The organism is Bacillus stratosphericus (assembly GCF_020524495.1).
Lineage (GTDB): Bacteria > Bacillota > Bacilli > Bacillales > Bacillaceae > Bacillus > Bacillus stratosphericus_B.
The window spans coordinates 1-16233 of the sequence record NZ_JAIVLB010000034.1 but is presented as its reverse complement, the minus strand read 5'-3'; the positions used below and the strand labels follow the sequence as shown (position 1 = coordinate 16233).

The window sequence follows — 16233 nt, the reverse complement described above, 5'->3', positions numbered from 1 at the left end:
ACATGAAGAAAACAGCAGTAGCCAATCAAACGGATCAGCTCTTAGAAGAAATCGCAGCCTATGCCGTAGACGGAGACATTACGAGCAAAGAGGCAATTGAAACAGCACGATATGTACTCATGGACACGCTCGGCTGCGGAATGCTGGCGCTGAATTTCCCAGAATGCACGAAGCACCTTGGACCAATCGTACCTGGAACAGTCGTGCCGAACGGGGCAAGAGTGCCTGGCACTTCGTTTGTGTTAGATCCAGTTCAAGCGGCTTTTAATATAGGATGTATGATTCGCTGGCTAGATTATAATGACACGTGGCTTGCGCAGGAGTGGGGCCATCCGTCTGATAACCTTGGCGGGATATTAGCTGTAAGTGATTATATAAGCAGAACGAGGCTTGCAAACGGAGAAGAGCCGCTCACGATGAATGACGTACTGCATGCGATTGTGAAGGCACATGAAATACAAGGTGTGCTTGCTTTAAAAAATTGTCTGAATCGAAATGGCTTGGATCATGTTCTATTTGTCAAGGTGGCTTCAAGTGCAGTGGTTTGCGCCATGCTTGGCGGAACGAAGGAAGAAGTGCAGCATGTTATATCACAAGCCTTTGTTGATAATTCCCCGCTTAGAACGTATCGTCATGCCCCGAACACAGGATCAAGGAAATCATGGGCAGCAGGTGATGCAACAAGCCGCGCGGTAAGACTGGCGATGATGACATTGAAGGGGGAAATGGGGTATCAAACGCCGCTAAGTGCAGAAAAGTGGGGATTTGAAGATGTGTTAATGAAGGGGAAACCACTCACACTCGCTCAGCCGCTTGGATCATATGTCATAGAAAATGTACTCTTTAAGATTGCATACCCTGCTGAATTTCATGCACAAACTGCCGCGGAGGCTGCCGTGATGCTACATGACGCTGTCAAAGATCGATTAGATGAAATCGACCGGGTGGAGATAACCACACATGAATCAGCGATTCGGATTATTGACAAGAAAGGGCCGCTTTACAATCCAGCAGACCGTGATCATTGCTTACAATATATTACAGCCATTGGGCTAATCTATGGTGAGCTTACAGCTGATCATTATGAAGAAGAAATTGCGCAAAATCCGGTCATTGATCGTTTGCGTGATCAAATGGTTGTCAAAGAAGATAAACGTTATACAGAGGACTATTTAGATCCGAAAAAGAGATCCATTGCAAACTGTGTTCAAATCTTCTTTAAAGATGGGACCATGACAGACAGGATAGAGATTGAGTATCCGCTTGGTCATCGCAGAAGAAGGCAGGAAGGCATTCCGCTGCTTGAAAAGAAATGGGCGTATCATTTGAAAATAAGATTCCCACAAAAACAAAGAGATCAAATTGTGTCACTTTGTCAAAATCCAAATCAATTAAAAACAACGACAGTACCAGCATTTATGGACTTATTCGTGATATAAGGGGGAACTAGCGTGTGGATCGTGAATGATGAAACGAGTCAAGCTGAATTAGCCGCAGCCTTTAAAGAGCAAATGAACAAATCCGCTTTATTTCAAATCCCAGGCGTTCACGATGGAATGTCTGCGCTCTATGCAAAAAAAATGGGCTTTCAAGGGCTTTATTTATCAGGTGCTGCTTTTTGTGCCAGCAAAGGACTTCCTGACCTCGGCATGATCCATTCAACGGAAATGGCTGAAAAAGCAAAGGAAATCGTTCGAGCTTCTCAGTTACCTCTTTTGGTGGATATGGACACTGGCTATGGCGGTGTATTAAATGCAGCAAGGGCGGCAAAAGAAATGGTTGAGAGTAAGGTAGCGGCTGTTCAAATTGAAGACCAGCAAATGCCGAAAAAATGTGGGCATTTAAACGGGAAGTCACTAGTTCCTGTAGAAGAGATGATCGCGAAAATCAAAGCCATCAAACAAGCGACACCATCGCTTCTAGTCATTGCTAGAACCGATGCAAAGTCCGTAAATGGAATGGAGGATGTCATTCATCGTTCCAATTTGTATATAGAAGCAGGAGCTGATGCCATTTTTCCTGAGGCGCTCATCACAGCAGAAGACTTCATGCATGCTTCAAACTATATAAAAGGGGCGCTGCTAGCAAACATGACGGAGTTTGGAAAGACGCCTTATTATCATAAAGATGAATTTTCCGTTTTTGGCTTTCAAATGGTCATTTACCCTGTGTCATCACTCAGAGTTGCTGCAAAAGCGTATGAGCGTTTATTTACAGAAATCATTGAAAAGGGAACGCAACAGGGAATGCTGAAGGACATGCAAACGAGAAAAGAGCTGTACGACACGATTCATTATGATGAATATGAGGAAATGGATAAGCTTTTAGCAAAAACGATTCTTCCAGAAATCGGTAAGGAACATTAATAAATGAAAAAGCACCTCCCAAACGGCAGGTGCTCAGCGTGTCGACAAACCTGGCATTCGTTGTCAATCCTGCTCTCTGCTCCGGTACTCGTCTTTGCTATACCTCTAGGGTTTCAAAAACGTGAAAAGAAAGAGCTAAAAACAAAAATCACTTTAGCTCTTTCTCAACAATCTGAAGCACTTTCAAATGGAAGTGCTTTTTTTACTGTGATGGTGTGAATGATGAAGCCAATTTCATCTTTTCTTCAACTGTTTTCGTTTTTTCTTTTACTTTTTCAGCATAAGTGAAATCACCGTAGCAATACGGATAGCGGAAGTTATCTTTGTTGCCCCCGCACGTATAGACTTTTGGGTTTTGTTTCACTTGCTTATTAGAGTATTGCTTTGCCAATTTCTCGGAATGTTTTCCCCCGTTTTTTGCAACAAAATCAATATAGCCGATTCCCATGTTATAGCTTTGAATAATGGTTTCCAAATCAACGCCTTTTTTCTTTCCATGCTTGTACATGGTCGAAAAATGATGGACTCCTTGTCTAATGCTTTTCTGAGGGTCATTGATTTCGTTTCGTTTCAAACCAAGAGATTCAGAGGATTGCATAGGATCTCCACCTCTGCCTTTTGATTCTTGATACATCATACCGAGGATTAACGCGGTATATTGATCTAAATCTTGATCTCTTAACTCTGTTTCTACCAGCGGTTTGTAATCATCCAGTCTCGACAAAACAATTGATTCCGTATCAATGGGCAGCTTTTTTAACTCCTTTTGATTAAAGGAAATGACAATGGCTGCTAATACGAAAACAAACAGAAAAATCGTGAAACAGCCTGAAATGGCAAAACATCCTTTTTTTCTCTTTTTCAAGGTCAGTTCCCCCTGTTTTGCCCCGCTTTTAAAAGGGAAGTACAGCCTTATTATTATGACACATCCTGCATCGGATACCAAGTGAAAACCTATTATCAGTCATACCCAAACGTAAATTCAGGTCTTGTTTTCAGCCTGTAGCAAAAATAAAGAAAACCGATAATGAGCCAGACCAATCCAATAATTAATGCATTTGTACTGATGCTTGTTAAAAGCCAAATACAAAAGGCCGTGCCGCAAAGAGGGATCACTGCATATCTCAATGTATTCAGTACACCTCTTTGTTTTTGTTTCACGAAATAGTACGCAAAAACAGATAAGTTCACAAAAGTGAATCCAATCAATGCGCCGAAGCTGATAAACGAATAAATGACCTCAAGCTCCCCGATGACCGCGGATAAAGAGAACACACCAATTAATAAAATATTAAAAACAGGGGTTTTTAATGTCGGATGAACATAACCGAAAAAACGTTTCGGTAAAGATTTGTCTTTCCCCATCGCATATAACAGTCTTGCTGCACTCGCGTGTGACGATAACGAGGAAGAGATCACAGCGACCATGGTGCCAGCTAAAAAGAATGAGTGGAGAAATGCGCCACCCACAAATTCCGCAATTTCAAGGGAGGCCGCATCGGGATGCTTGAACTGCTGAAAATTTGGAAACACCTGCTGCAAGAAATAAGAAGTAAGGGTAAAAAGCACACCTCCAATGGCGACCGTTAAGAAAATCGCAAGAGGGATCGTCTTTTTGGGCTTGATGGTTTCCTCAGACATTGTTGAAATTGCATCAAATCCTAGAAAAGAAAAACATAAAATGGTCGCTCCTGAAAAAATAAGAGCCGGATCTAAGCTCGCCGAATAAAACGGACGGACTGACAATAATTCTCCGGTGCCTGCGTTTTGTGTGAGTCCATAAATAATAAACCCAACAAATGTGACAGCGACAATGACCTGAAAGGTGACAAATAGCGCCGTAATGTTGGCTGTGAGCCGAATACCGATTACATTGACAGTCGTTATGGCGATAGCAAGTATGATGATCCAAATGTAATGAGGTACATCAGGAAAGGCTGCGGTTAAATAAGCACTTCCGATTGCAAAATTCACCATAGGCAAAAATAAATAATCCAGCAAAAGTGTCCAGCCTACAAGGAAGCCGACGTGAGGATGAATACTTTTTTGTGCGTATGTATATGCAGATCCTGCTTTTGGAAAAGCCTTCACCATATTCCCATAGCTAAGCGCTGTCAATAGTAATGCAAGTAAAGTAAATATATAAGCTGCAGCTACGTGTCCTTTCGTCAGCTGAGCAACAATGCCGTATGAATCAAATACGACAAGTGGGTCCATATAAGCAAGCCCGATCACAACAAGTGGAAAGACAGTCAGGCTGCGTTTTAGTCTTGGCTCTTCAGTCAATTTGCCTATCAGCTCCTCTAAAAAAATGAATAAATAATGCTCATTTTAAAAAGAATGCTACCACGTGTCAATGCTATTTGAATAAATCTTTTTTCTAAAGGTTTGTAAGCTTTGCATGCCGAACGTTTTGGTATATGATGATACATAGAATAAGTCGTGGTGTGACTGACAAGAAAGGTGAAGTGAAATGAAGGAAGAACTGAATACAAATCAAGAACAGGAACGGATGGAGCTGGACGAAGAAAGTCTATTTCTTGTCTCACAAACCTTTAAAGCCTTATCTGATCCGACGCGTATTCGTATTCTGCACCTGCTGTCTCAAGGTGAACATTCGGTGAATGATATAGCGGAAACACTGAACCTTATGCAATCAACTGTTTCTCATCAGCTCCGCTTTTTAAAAAACCTTCGTCTCGTGAAATCTAGACGAGCAGGGACCTCGATTTTTTACAGCCCTGAAGATCAACATGTGATGGAAGTGCTTGAACAAATGATTCACCATGCACAGCATGATTGATAAAAAACCTTCCTACTTTCATATAGGAAGGTTTTATGCATGATGCACATGAGTTGACCTTTTACTAGCTTTCATCATTTGATAAGAGTAAACAATATAGTAAGCATCTAGCAGGAAAAAGCTGAGCATGGTCAGGGCATCATCACTTACAATATGCTGATACAATTCAACGATATCAATTTTTGTGATCGCATGTTTGGTCAGCTCGACCAATTTAAATGCAAGCCTAGATAAAAACAAACATAAAATGAAGCTCTCAATCCATTTACTCGTTTTGACATAAAGCCGGCCATTTTCTACTTTCATACAGATCGTCTCATAGGCGTGAATGGCTAGACTGCTTCCGAAGATCATGCCAATTGTGGCATAGATAAAAATACTGTGATTTTGCCATCCTTCTGATAAGAGAATAAGGGCAGTGAAACCAAATACATACATTCTCATGAAAAGATTTACCGGGCGCACAAGCTGATAGCGTCTCATTCGATTCATTCGAATGATGATCCATGTCAAAATGATGATCCCGATCATGAACAACTGCCACATGTTATGTGTCATGATGCAACCTCCTCCTGCACGAGCAGGGATGTAAACGAATGCTTGCTGTTACTTATCTTTACCATTCTTTCTTTTTTTATCAAATCAAAACCTACATTTATGAAAAAAAGGAAAAGTCATGAAAATTGATCGCATTTTGTCCATTGTGATGCTCCTCATCAGTAAGAAGCAAGTACAAGCCAAAGACCTCGCTGAACTTCATGGAGTGAGCGTGAGAACCATTTATCGTGATATTGATACCATCAATACGACTTTGGAGATATTCCAAACAAAAAGGGATTTCAACGGAAAGAACAGCTTGAAGATAGTGTGAGCTATGCGGTCCGTATTTATATCGCAGGCATTAAGCAGCAAGAAGATCTGTCTCATTGACAGGTCTTTTTTATGTATCGAACCGATATTATGAAGGAGGTGGAAACATATCATAACATTTTTGACAAAAAACCAATAAAGATTTGACAGTTTTGTGAAACATGGTATGCTTATTATGTGAAATAATTCACATTGAGGAGTAGAGGCAGATGAAAAGAAAGCCTGTTTATGTGGAAACAACCATTCATGCACCTATAGAAAAAGTATGGGAGTATACGCAAAATCCAAAGCTTCATGAACAATGGGATTTGCGATTTTCGACCATTTCATTAAATGGACCTAGAGATGAACAACCCCAATCCTTTTTGTATGAGAAACATCTTGGATTCGGCATCAGCGTGACAGGGACAGGAGCGTATCGAACGAGCGTGATGGATGAGCGTAATGAAAGAGCATCCTCACTCAAATTTACATCGTCACATCCTTTGTCCTTCATTAAAGAAGGCAGAGGGTATTGGAAATACATGAAAACGAATGATCACATTGTGTTTCAGTCGCAATTTGATTATGAAACAAAGGAAGGAAAAGGGTGGAAATGGGGAGACCGGTTCTTTTTTCGGCCAATGATGGGTTTTATGACTGCCTTTAGTTTTGGCGCATTAAAGACGTGGCTTGAAAAGGGCACGCATCCCCGTTTGCTGCTTGAGAGAACACTTGCCCATTACGGAATTTGTTTGTTGTTTGCTATCGTCTGGCTATGTCAAGCGATCATTCCTTTTTCACCTTCTGCTTTTGATCATAGCACCGGATTTCGATTGTTTTATGCGCTTTTAGGCGTATCATGGCTCATTCCTAAGCTTCCAAAGAAATATGTATTTGCTTTTCAAAGTATTTTTTTTCTCATCATGCTTTGTATAGGGATTCTATCCCCAGAAACGACCCTGCATGAGCCGCTTGTGATGAGTGCATTTTTGTTCTTGTCGATTGCGGGTATGATTAATTTAAAAGATTGTGTAGATGTGTTTTCCATCAAACGAAAAAGGGGAGGTAGACACGGTCGCTCATCATCAAGTAAAAGACGATAAGCTGCATCCGAAATTAAAAGAGCGGTAGGACAGACAACAGATAAATCCTTTGGAGAGTCAAATTAGTTGGATGCTGCCATTTGCCTTAGTTGGACTTTTAGGATGATCATAAAGTTGGTGGAGAGAGCGCATTTCAAAATTAAATGAGTGGAAACACACCTTATTTTGGACAGCATGGCTCATGCTTGCACCTCCAATTGCTGTACTGAGTGGCATAGGACCTAAAAAGATGATTGAGTTATTTGCGGAAAATAAAGGAATGTCTACATATTTACTTCCATCAGCAATCGCAGTGACCTTTTGATAAGCATATGAAGTATGCAGCCTTCTAACTCCATTCGAATGGCCTCTACCTTTTATGTTGATGGGGTAACTAACTCTTTTTTTCATACAAAAACACCTCCAAATTGGTTTCAGGTATGCTATACCCGATGTTCAACTTAAAGGTGTTTTTATTTGTCTCACTTTATGGAGTCAGTCCCCACAGGCTTGGTTTTTTAATTAGATCACAGCGTCAATTTTAGTTACTTTCCAATTCTTTTGTACTTTCTCATAAGTTACAGTTCGTTTTACTTTGCGTCCATCAAGCGTTGGGACTGTGAACTCATATGTGTATATTGTATTTTTCTTAGAGACGAGTTTAGGTGATGCTTTTTCCCAATTGAGCATGTTGTCTCCGTCACCAACTGGTACAGCCATTTTGCCTTTATGAACAATGAATTGATAGTCTTTTAAACCATGAGTGATCGCATCTTTTGTGAAAACTTGAGATAGGTAGCTGTTTAGTTTTTTCTTTGTATCAAATGTTTTTGAAAGATAGTTGTAAGTCATGTCTTTATAAGTAAATGATTTTAATTTGTAATCTGAATGTTCATTAATTTTGTAGCCTGACATAGCACTCCAAAAGTGTTCTCTTGCATCAAGGGCAATATGTAACGCTTCTTTATTTGTCAAAGTGGAGGATTTTTTGGAAGCGGCCAGTGTCGTTGTTTGTAAAGAGATCATAAGCATAATAGTAGTTAATAAAACAAATAATTTTTTCAAGGCAATTGCCTCCTTTTCTAAATGAAAACTTCTTATGTTACAAATGTTACAATAATTACAGCAGGATTACAAGAGTTAAATCTAAATGTTTTTTATTTCTTTTCTTTCTGTCTATATAACGTTTGAGGGAGACAAAAAGTTTTCATTTTTTATTTTTTTTCCTCATTATTATTTAACCGTTCTATAGGAGAACAAAACGTCTTTTGAAAAATTTCTATTTGAAGACTCAACACTCTTTTTTAATTATTGAATATACTGTCGTGATGAATGTCTAAGAAAGTGGTGTTTAGTATGTATTATCCATATGAAGGTATGTGGAATGGGTACTCATACGATAGGCAGGTACAAAGCTTGCCGTCGCTTCCTATTCCTCAGGTTGGAGGATTTCCTGGCTTACCAATGGGAGGGGGAGCGACTGGGCCAAGGCAAGGTTCAGGCGCACAATCAGCCCCGCCCGCTCCGCCGCAGCATATTATATCCCAGTATCAGCAAGCAGTCTCTCAGCCTCAAAGTATGCTGCCACTTATTTCAGGGCAAAGTGTCAGTGGAGGTCAACAAACTGTTCAATTTGCAGCCGGGTGTAATAGACGATGGACCATTGTGTTCCTTAGAAACGGTCAAGTATTTCTAATGTATGTAATTTCATCACAGCCTTTTGGCCGTACAACGGGCTTTATATGGCCGTATTTTACATTTGGTTCCTTCCCAAGCTCAAGTATTCTTGCTTATTCTTGCTCATAAAAAAAAGCCGGTTCTCATCAGCAGTTGATGAAATACCGGCTTTTTTTAATGAATATTTCTAAATACACCAATTACTTTACCTAGTATACTTACATTCTGTAAAATAATCGATTCCATTGATGGGTTCTCTGGCTGTAATCTAAAGTGCGTATCTTCTTTATAAAAACGTTTCACTGTTGCTTCATCTTCCTCTGTCATAGCGACCACAATATCCCCATTGTTGGCGGTGCTTTGCTGACGCACAATGACATAGTCCTTGTCCAATATTCCTGCATCAATCATACTTTCTCCCATAATTTCAAGCATAAATACTTGTTCATCTGGCGCTGCAAAAGTTTCTGGAAGAGGGAAGTATTCTTCTACATTCTCAACAGCCGTGATAGGTAAACCCGCTGTGACTTTTCCGATGACTGGAACATTCATTACAGCATTCTTTGAAATATTCATTTCCTCTTCATCTAGTACTTCGATGGCTCTAGGCTTCGTCGGGTCTCTTCTGATTAAGCCCTTTGTTTCTAGTCTAGCTAAATGTCCATGGACGGTTGAACTAGATGCTAGACCGACAGCTTCACCAATTTCACGAACGGATGGGGGATAACCCTTGCTTTTTACTTCTTCTTTGATGAATTTCAGGATATCGAGTTGTCTTTTTGATAGCTTCGTCATCTTTTGCACCTCAAAACGTCAATTTTAAAGAAATTATAGCATGTTTTTCCTAACAGTACAAACATAGGTTCGAAAAAAGGTTTTGACAGAAACATCTGTTCGCATTTATAATAAGTGACAGGAAGAGCGAACGTATATTCTATTAGGAGAAATGATATTATGAGGTTAAAAGAATCGATTATTTTTATTGCACTATTCTCATTCATCGTTGGCATATTCCTTTCACTTATTGCAGCCACAAGCCATAATAATCCAAATCAATATGTTAAAATAGAGGTTCAATCAGGTGATACTCTTTGGGGGTTAGCTGATCAAGTAAACGATAGCAAATCAATCGATAAAAATGCGTTTATTGACTGGGTAACCGAACACAATGATCTTGCTTCAACTGAAATCCAGCCTGGAGACATCCTTGTGATACCTGTCAAAAAAGAGCATCCAGTCGTATATCAACTTGCAACAGTCCAGTAGAAAGGTTGATTAAAAACATGAACGCAATAATTTATGCGAGAGTGAGTACTGTCAAAGAAGAGCAGGAAACCTCACTGAAAAGACAAGAAGAAGAACTTCGAGCTTTAGCTGCTTTGTACAAGATGAATGTGGTCAAAGTCGTGAAAGAGAAAGCAAGTGGATACGAACTAGATCGTGATGGTGTTTTTGAGATGCTTGCTACGATGAAAGAAGAGTCAATAGATGCTGTTCTTATTCAAGATGAGACACGCCTTGGAAGAGGGCAAGCAAAAATTGGGCTTCTTCATTGTCTTTTTAAAGAGAAAGTAAAAGTGTATAGCGTTTTTCATAGAGGAGAGCTTGAGCTTTCAGAAGCTGATGAAATGGTCATTGAAATTGTAGGAATTGTAGAAGAGTATCAACGAAAAATTCATAACCTGAAAATAAAGCGGGGAATGAAAAAAGCTGTTGAGCGCGGGTATCAGCCTGAGCTGAATTTAAAACACCAGGATCAGGCGCCTGGTCGTGAGCGTATTGAAGTACCGATTTCAGAAATTGTTCGCTTAAGAAAAAACAACATGACGTTCGCCGAAATTGCAGAGACGCTTCAGGCACTTGGCTTTGACATCTCAAAGGCAACAGTACATAGAAGGTATCAGGAATACGAAAAAGGTCTTTCTTCTTAAAGTGTGATTTGTTGTAAAAGTGAATGATATTTAGTAGTATGTAGAGAAAATGTTTTAAAGGAGTTTGTCATGATTTCTAAAGAACAGCTTGCAAGAATAAATGAGCTTTCAAAAAAGTCAAAAGAGAACGGTTTATCGGACGCAGAAAAAACAGAACAGAAGCATTTAAGAGAAGAATATTTAAAAGCTTTTCGTTCTTCTATGAAAAATACACTCAAAACCGTGAAAATCGTCGATCCTGAAGGAAACGATGTCACACCAGAAAAATTAAAAAGAGACCAGAATCTTCATTAAGGTCATGATTTCTTAATTTTTGAAAAGATGGGAAGAATATTCTCATCTCTTTTCATATTTGCATAAGTTTTTTGGTGATCGATAAACTAAATGAGACAAAATCCTTCTTTTTCAGCGTGAAATAGTTGTGAAAAAAGGACAGTAGATTTATGATAATGGTGTACACAAGATACGGAAGGGGATTTATATGGAAACGATTGAATTGAAATCTATAGCAACAATACGAACTCTCTCCATAGATGCAATTGAAAAAGCGAATTCCGGTCACCCTGGAATGCCAATGGGTGCTGCACCAATGGCTTATGCTTTATGGACGAATCACTTAAACGTAAGTCCGCAAAACCCAAATTGGTTTAACAGAGACCGTTTTGTTTTATCAGCGGGACATGGTTCTATGCTTTTATACAGCATGCTTCATTTAAGCGGATACAACCTTAGCATCGAAGATCTAAAACAATTCCGCCAATGGGGAAGCAAAACACCTGGACACCCAGAATTTGGACATACAGAAGGTGTAGATGCCACAACAGGTCCATTAGGACAAGGGATTGCCATGGCTGTAGGAATGGCACTTGCAGAAAGATATCTTGCAGGAACATATAATAAAGACAACTTTAACGTTGTGGATCACTATACATACAGCATTTGCGGAGATGGAGACTTAATGGAGGGAATTTCCTCTGAAGCTGCGTCACTTGCTGGTCATTTAGGCTTAGGCCGTTTAATTGTTCTTTATGATTCAAACGACATTTCTTTAGATGGCGATCTAGATCATTCATTCTCTGAAAATGTGAAAAATCGTTTTGAAGCCATGAATTGGGAAGTTCTTTACGTAAAAGACGGCAACAACATCGAAGAAGTGACTGCTGCGATTGAAAAAGCCAAAAAAAGCACGGACAAACCTACACTCATCGAAGTGAAAACGACCATCGGTTTTGGATCGCCAAACCGTGCTGGAACGTCTGGTGTGCATGGTGCACCGCTTGGCAGCGAGGAAGCAAAGCTGACGAAGGAAGCCTATTCTTGGACGTTTGAAGAGGATTTCCATGTACCTTCTGAAGTGTACGATCATTTCAAAACAGCAGTAAAAGACGCTGGTCAGAAAAAAGAAGCAGCGTGGAATGAGCTGTTTGAGCAATATGAAAAAGAATATCCAGAGCTAGCAGCTCAGCTGAAGATTGCGATTGAAGGAAACCTTCCAGAGAATTGGGATCAAGAGGTTCCGGTTTATGAAGCAGGATCAAGCCTTGCCTCTCGCGCTTCTTCTGGAGAAGTATTAAATGGCATTGCCAAGCAAGTCCCTTTCTTTATTGGTGGGTCTGCTGACCTTGCTGGATCAAATAAAACAACGATTAAGCATACAGATGACTTTGGCAGAGAGAATTATGCTGGCAAAAACATTTGGTTTGGTGTTAGAGAATTCGCAATGGGTGCTGCATTAAACGGTATGGCACTTCACGGCGGTCTCCGTGTATTCGGCGGAACGTTCTTTGTTTTCTCAGATTACCTAAGACCTGCTATTCGTCTTGCAGCATTAATGGGACTTCCAGTCACTTATGTCTTTACTCATGATAGTATTGCGGTGGGAGAAGATGGGCCAACGCATGAGCCGGTTGAACATCTTGCTTCATTACGTGCGATGCCTAACCTTTCTGTCATTCGTCCAGCAGATGGAAACGAAACAGCTGCAGCGTGGAAGCTTGCTGTATCGTCAACAGATAAACCGACAGTGCTAGTACTCACTCGTCAAAACCTTCCAACGATTGACCAAGCACCAGATAAGGCATATGAGGGAGTAGAAAAGGGTGGATACGTAGTCGTTGAAGCAGCTGATGCAAAGCCAGAAGCACTTTTACTCGCTTCAGGATCTGAAGTAGGATTAGCGATTGAAGCGCAAAAGGCACTTGAAAAAGAAGGCATCCGCGTCTCTGTTGTGAGTCTTCCTGCATGGGATCGCTTCGAAGAGCAATCAGACGAATACAAAGAGTCAGTCCTTCCTAAAGCAGTGAGAGCACGTATTGCGATTGAAATGGGTGCATCACTTGGCTGGGAGCGATACACTGGTCTTGACGGTGACGTGATTGCGATTGATAAATTTGGTGCTTCTGCACCAGGTGAAACCATCATAGAGAAATACGGATTTACTGTCAGCAACGTGGTTAGCCGTGTGAAAGCGAAGCTTAATAAATAATTCGATCTCTAAGCATCATGCTTTTTTGCAATCGGTTTGCAGAGCATTTCCATACGCTCTGCAAACCTTTTTCTTTTTTTCTTGTTTTTTTGACAAAACTAGTTTCTTCTTGCTTCATATATAGACAATTCTTTCTTTCACATTTTTGTATAATACAAGCAATAAACGAGTTTGACGAAATGTGAAAGGAAGGGATAGACATGGAACTGGAACGCCATTATTATATTTATTGGATTGAGGATGAATTTGCTCATCATTATTTTGGTAGAGAATCTATTTTGTTTCATTTGTTTGAATCGTTACACTGGACGAACCGCAGTGATGACGAGTTAGTCATGCTTGTTAAGCAAGTGGATTACGTAACGAAGCGAATTCCTGCTTTTCATATGCACCAGCGTTTAATGAACAATTTAACCAATATTCACTATACACAAATAGGCTCGATTTACAGCGCTTCGTTACCAGGTGGAAAAGGAACTGCTGCATTCATTATCAAAGACCGTTATATTCAAATGTCTGCCACAGGTAGTTATGAGGCGGAAGCGGTGTTTTTTGAAGTGCTGAGAAAAATTAGTCCTTGTTTCCTGGCCATGGACTTTGGATCAAAAAAGTACGGGTGGATCAATCCGGTAAAAGTGAGGAATTTTGTTTAAAAAAATAAAATTGAACGTGAAATGTTGTATAATAGCCTTTTGTTTAGTACACTTTATACGAGACAACATGAAGGAGGAAGAATTATGGATTTATGGGTTGTCATCCTTGTAGGCGTTGTTGCACTGCTTGCAGGAGTTGCACTCGGATTCTTTATTGCTCGTAAGTATATGATGAGCTACTTGAAAAAGAATCCACCAATTAATGAACAAATGCTTCGAATGATGATGATGCAAATGGGCATGAAACCGTCCCAAAAGAAAATCAATCAAATGATGAAAGCCATGAACAACCAAGCGAAATAATACGTACGATATTATGATCATAGATGGAACATGGTCATAAAGAATGGACAAGCTATGTCTTTTCTTTATTGAAGTCACCTTCATCAGACGCTTAAAACCACTGTACTTGCATGAATGAAGCAGGGAAGGTGGTTTTTATTATTGCGTCAAGCATCATCTGAAAGACAAAAAACAAAAAAATTCCTGTGATCAGAGGTTTTTGTTTCGTTTATTGTCACACATATCAACTTTTTAAAAATCATGTGGCCTGGTTTATATCATGAGCTATGATTAGTTGGCTGAGTTTGAGTGTAAGTGTCGTTGATATTGTAAGAGGAGATGATCTAGCTGCTGGCTATGTTCGATAGTCACTGTTGAAGTCATCCCATTATGCAAGACAATTTTCATCAGCTCTTCTCTTTTTTCTTCGATTTGAGTTAATAATGATGTTTTTACCAAAGTCATGTTCCTTTCATGCAAATCTTGATAAAAAGAATCGGTTCTATTATATCCATTTTAAGGTTTATTTTCAAATTTAAAGGATTCGTTATCTTGATGTCAAATTAAATTATATAAGGTTTTAAGAGAATAGACCATCTTTATTGAGAGGATGTAAAAAAAATGAAATGATTTTGTCATCTCTTATTGTATATTGTAAGAAGGGGGTGTTCTTTTGTCAGATTTGAATTACTTTTTAGCTTTTGGAGCAGGATTTCTTTCTTTTATCTCACCGTGCTGTCTGCCGCTTTATCCAGCCTTTTTATCTTATATTACAGGCGTTAGTATAGATGAAGTGAAATCTGAGAAGGTGATGCTGAGAAGAAGAAGTCTGCTTCATACATTATTCTTTTTAGTTGGGTTCTCTATTATATTTATTGCGATTGGCTTTGGGACATCGTTCGTTGGTTTGTTTTTTATTGAATATCATCAAGCGATTCGTCAAATTGGCGCCATTCTCATTATTTTTTTTGGTTTTATGATTCTTGGTATATTTCAGCCTTCTTTTCTGATGGGAGAAAAGAGGATGCAGTTCAAAAATCGTCCTGCTGGTTTTTTTGGATCGATTCTCATCGGAATGGGCTTTGCTGCTGGATGGACTCCTTGTACCGGCCCGATTTTATCCGCAGTTATCACACTTGCGGGTAACAACCCCGAGTCCGCTGTGACGTATATGATTGCGTATGTATTAGGTTTTGCTATTCCGTTTTTTGTTCTTTCCTTTTTCATCACAAAAATGGCGTGGATTAGAAATCGTCAGCAGCTCATCATGAGAATTGGCGGGACCATTATGATTGTGGTAGGGATTTTGCTGTTCTTTGATCTTCTTACATGGATTATCATTATGTTCTCATCATTATTTGGTGGATTTACAGGCTTTTAAAATCGTTTTCTACAGTCGCGGCGAATGGTTTTTTTTCGCCAATTGGAGTATATTATACATAGGCTGACCTTAAATAATAAAGGAATGATTTGATATGATGATCGTAATCTCTTCTATAGTTGCGGTATGTATGGCGGTAGCCGTCATGTTTATTCGCATTAAATCATCTGCAAAACCTGCAACTGCGAAAAAAATTATTTTACCTCCAATTTTCATGAGCACTGGTGCACTGATGTTTTTTGTTCCAATGTTTCAGGTAACTGGAGCTGAATTTCTTGAGGCGATCACAGTAGGGATGTTTTTCTCGATTTTTTTGATTAAAACATCGAAATTTGAAATTAGAGGAAATGAAATTTACTTAAAGCGGTCAAAAGCATTTGTGTTTATTCTCATTGGGCTTCTTGTCCTTCGTATTGGAATGAAGACTATACTGAGTTCTTCCATTGATTATGGCGCGTTAAGCGGGATGTTTTGGATCCTAGCCTTTGGTATGATCGTGCCTTGGCGGGTCGCTATGTATTTGTCGTTTAGAAAGTTGTCTAAGCAATTAGACCCGCAGCAGGTTCACATGAATTAAACCTCCTTTTTTAAAAAGGAGGTTACAGCTTGTAGACAAAGTCTACAAGCTTTTTTGTATAATAAGGGTAATAACACAATTCTGCGGGGGATGAACATGTTATCGAAACGTGAAGAAGAGAGAAGAAATCAATTAGAAGTAGTG

The 16233-nt window shown here is 39.6% G+C and carries 20 protein-coding genes and 1 pseudogene; 14 read left to right on the top strand and 7 right to left on the bottom strand.

Annotation, left to right across the window (positions count from 1 at the left end):
• The first annotated feature begins 2 nt into the window (after positions 1-2).
• Both LC033_RS13035 and prpB read left to right on the top strand, forming a co-directional pair.
• A complete protein-coding gene (locus tag LC033_RS13035; protein ID WP_226569108.1) occupies positions 3-1439 on the top strand; it encodes a bifunctional 2-methylcitrate dehydratase/aconitate hydratase in 1437 nt (478 codons plus the stop codon).
• Positions 1440-1451: 12 nt separating this feature from the next.
• Positions 1452-2366: a methylisocitrate lyase gene (prpB, locus tag LC033_RS13030; protein WP_226569106.1), complete on the top strand. Its 915-nt coding sequence runs from the start codon at positions 1452-1454 to the stop codon at positions 2364-2366.
• A gap of 202 nt (positions 2367-2568) precedes the next feature.
• On the opposite strand, the gene LC033_RS13025 is transcribed toward prpB, so the two are convergent.
• Both LC033_RS13025 and LC033_RS13020 read right to left on the bottom strand, forming a co-directional pair.
• Positions 2569-3231, bottom strand: coding sequence for a lysozyme family protein (locus LC033_RS13025; RefSeq protein ID WP_226569104.1), 663 nt, complete (start codon positions 3229-3231; stop codon positions 2569-2571).
• 95 nt (positions 3232-3326) lie between these two features.
• Entirely contained in the window at positions 3327-4652 is a 1326-nt protein-coding gene (locus tag LC033_RS13020; protein ID WP_226569102.1) for an APC family permease, read from the bottom strand.
• Between the two features lie 187 nt (positions 4653-4839).
• Between LC033_RS13020 and czrA the strand changes: the two genes are divergently transcribed.
• Entirely contained in the window at positions 4840-5169 is a 330-nt protein-coding gene (czrA, locus tag LC033_RS13015; RefSeq protein WP_007500691.1) for a Zn(II)-responsive metalloregulatory transcriptional repressor CzrA, read from the top strand.
• 33 nt (positions 5170-5202) lie between these two features.
• Here the strand turns inward: czrA and LC033_RS13010 are convergent, their stop codons facing one another.
• Positions 5203-5727 (bottom strand): CcdC protein domain-containing protein, encoded by a 525-nt coding sequence (locus LC033_RS13010; protein ID WP_226569100.1) that lies wholly within the window; start codon positions 5725-5727, stop codon positions 5203-5205.
• 118 nt (positions 5728-5845) lie between these two features.
• On the opposite strand from LC033_RS13010, the pseudogene LC033_RS13005 reads away from it, so the two are divergent.
• A pseudogene (locus LC033_RS13005) lies at positions 5846-5974 on the top strand (HTH domain-containing protein); the annotation flags it as partial.
• Between the two features lie 274 nt (positions 5975-6248).
• Positions 6249-7124, top strand: coding sequence for a hypothetical protein (locus tag LC033_RS13000; RefSeq protein ID WP_226569098.1), 876 nt, complete (start codon positions 6249-6251; stop codon positions 7122-7124).
• A gap of 57 nt (positions 7125-7181) precedes the next feature.
• Here the strand turns inward: LC033_RS13000 and LC033_RS17615 are convergent, their stop codons facing one another.
• The gene (locus tag LC033_RS17615; protein WP_226569096.1) at positions 7182-7514 is read right to left on the bottom strand and encodes a hypothetical protein; all 333 of its coding nucleotides are present in this window, start codon (positions 7512-7514) and stop codon (positions 7182-7184) included.
• A gap of 111 nt (positions 7515-7625) precedes the next feature.
• The gene (locus LC033_RS12990) at positions 7626-8168 is read right to left on the bottom strand and encodes a DL-endopeptidase inhibitor IseA (RefSeq protein ID WP_226569094.1); all 543 of its coding nucleotides are present in this window, start codon (positions 8166-8168) and stop codon (positions 7626-7628) included.
• Between the two features lie 291 nt (positions 8169-8459).
• Here LC033_RS12990 and LC033_RS12985 point away from each other — a divergent pair, with 291 nt between their 5' ends.
• Positions 8460-8909, top strand: coding sequence for a hypothetical protein (locus tag LC033_RS12985; RefSeq protein WP_226569092.1), 450 nt, complete (start codon positions 8460-8462; stop codon positions 8907-8909).
• Between the two features lie 45 nt (positions 8910-8954).
• Here the strand turns inward: LC033_RS12985 and lexA are convergent, their stop codons facing one another.
• A complete protein-coding gene (gene lexA / locus LC033_RS12980) occupies positions 8955-9575 on the bottom strand; it encodes a transcriptional repressor LexA (RefSeq protein WP_226569090.1) in 621 nt (206 codons plus the stop codon).
• Positions 9576-9734: 159 nt separating this feature from the next.
• On the opposite strand from lexA, the gene yneA reads away from it, so the two are divergent.
• The 6 genes from yneA to LC033_RS12950 all read left to right on the top strand — a co-directional run bounded on the left by yneA (position 9735) and on the right by LC033_RS12950 (position 14152).
• Complete coding sequence (yneA, locus tag LC033_RS12975) at positions 9735-10046, top strand: cell division suppressor protein YneA (RefSeq protein WP_226569087.1); 312 nt, start codon at positions 9735-9737, stop codon at positions 10044-10046.
• Between the two features lie 17 nt (positions 10047-10063).
• Positions 10064-10711 (top strand): YneB family resolvase-like protein, encoded by a 648-nt coding sequence (locus LC033_RS12970; RefSeq protein WP_226569085.1) that lies wholly within the window; start codon positions 10064-10066, stop codon positions 10709-10711.
• 69 nt (positions 10712-10780) lie between these two features.
• The gene (locus tag LC033_RS12965) at positions 10781-11005 is read left to right on the top strand and encodes a DUF896 domain-containing protein (RefSeq protein WP_226569083.1); all 225 of its coding nucleotides are present in this window, start codon (positions 10781-10783) and stop codon (positions 11003-11005) included.
• 187 nt (positions 11006-11192) lie between these two features.
• Entirely contained in the window at positions 11193-13196 is a 2004-nt protein-coding gene (gene tkt, locus LC033_RS12960; RefSeq protein ID WP_226569081.1) for a transketolase, read from the top strand.
• Positions 13197-13402: 206 nt separating this feature from the next.
• Positions 13403-13849, top strand: coding sequence for a sporulation inhibitor of replication protein SirA (gene sirA, locus LC033_RS12955; protein ID WP_226569131.1), 447 nt, complete (start codon positions 13403-13405; stop codon positions 13847-13849).
• Between the two features lie 84 nt (positions 13850-13933).
• Positions 13934-14152: a YneF family protein gene (locus tag LC033_RS12950; protein WP_003212379.1), complete on the top strand. Its 219-nt coding sequence runs from the start codon at positions 13934-13936 to the stop codon at positions 14150-14152.
• 270 nt (positions 14153-14422) lie between these two features.
• On the opposite strand, the gene LC033_RS12945 is transcribed toward LC033_RS12950, so the two are convergent.
• A complete protein-coding gene (locus LC033_RS12945; protein ID WP_376776454.1) occupies positions 14423-14596 on the bottom strand; it encodes an aspartyl-phosphate phosphatase Spo0E family protein in 174 nt (57 codons plus the stop codon).
• Between the two features lie 208 nt (positions 14597-14804).
• On the opposite strand from LC033_RS12945, the gene LC033_RS12940 reads away from it, so the two are divergent.
• Together LC033_RS12940 and LC033_RS12935 are read left to right on the top strand one after the other, a co-directional pair.
• Complete coding sequence (locus LC033_RS12940) at positions 14805-15512, top strand: cytochrome c biogenesis protein CcdA (RefSeq protein WP_226569076.1); 708 nt, start codon at positions 14805-14807, stop codon at positions 15510-15512.
• 94 nt (positions 15513-15606) lie between these two features.
• On the top strand, positions 15607-16089 hold the full coding sequence (locus LC033_RS12935; RefSeq protein WP_226569074.1) for a CcdC family protein: 483 nt from the start codon (positions 15607-15609) through the stop codon (positions 16087-16089).
• The last annotated feature ends 144 nt before the right edge of the window (positions 16090-16233 follow it).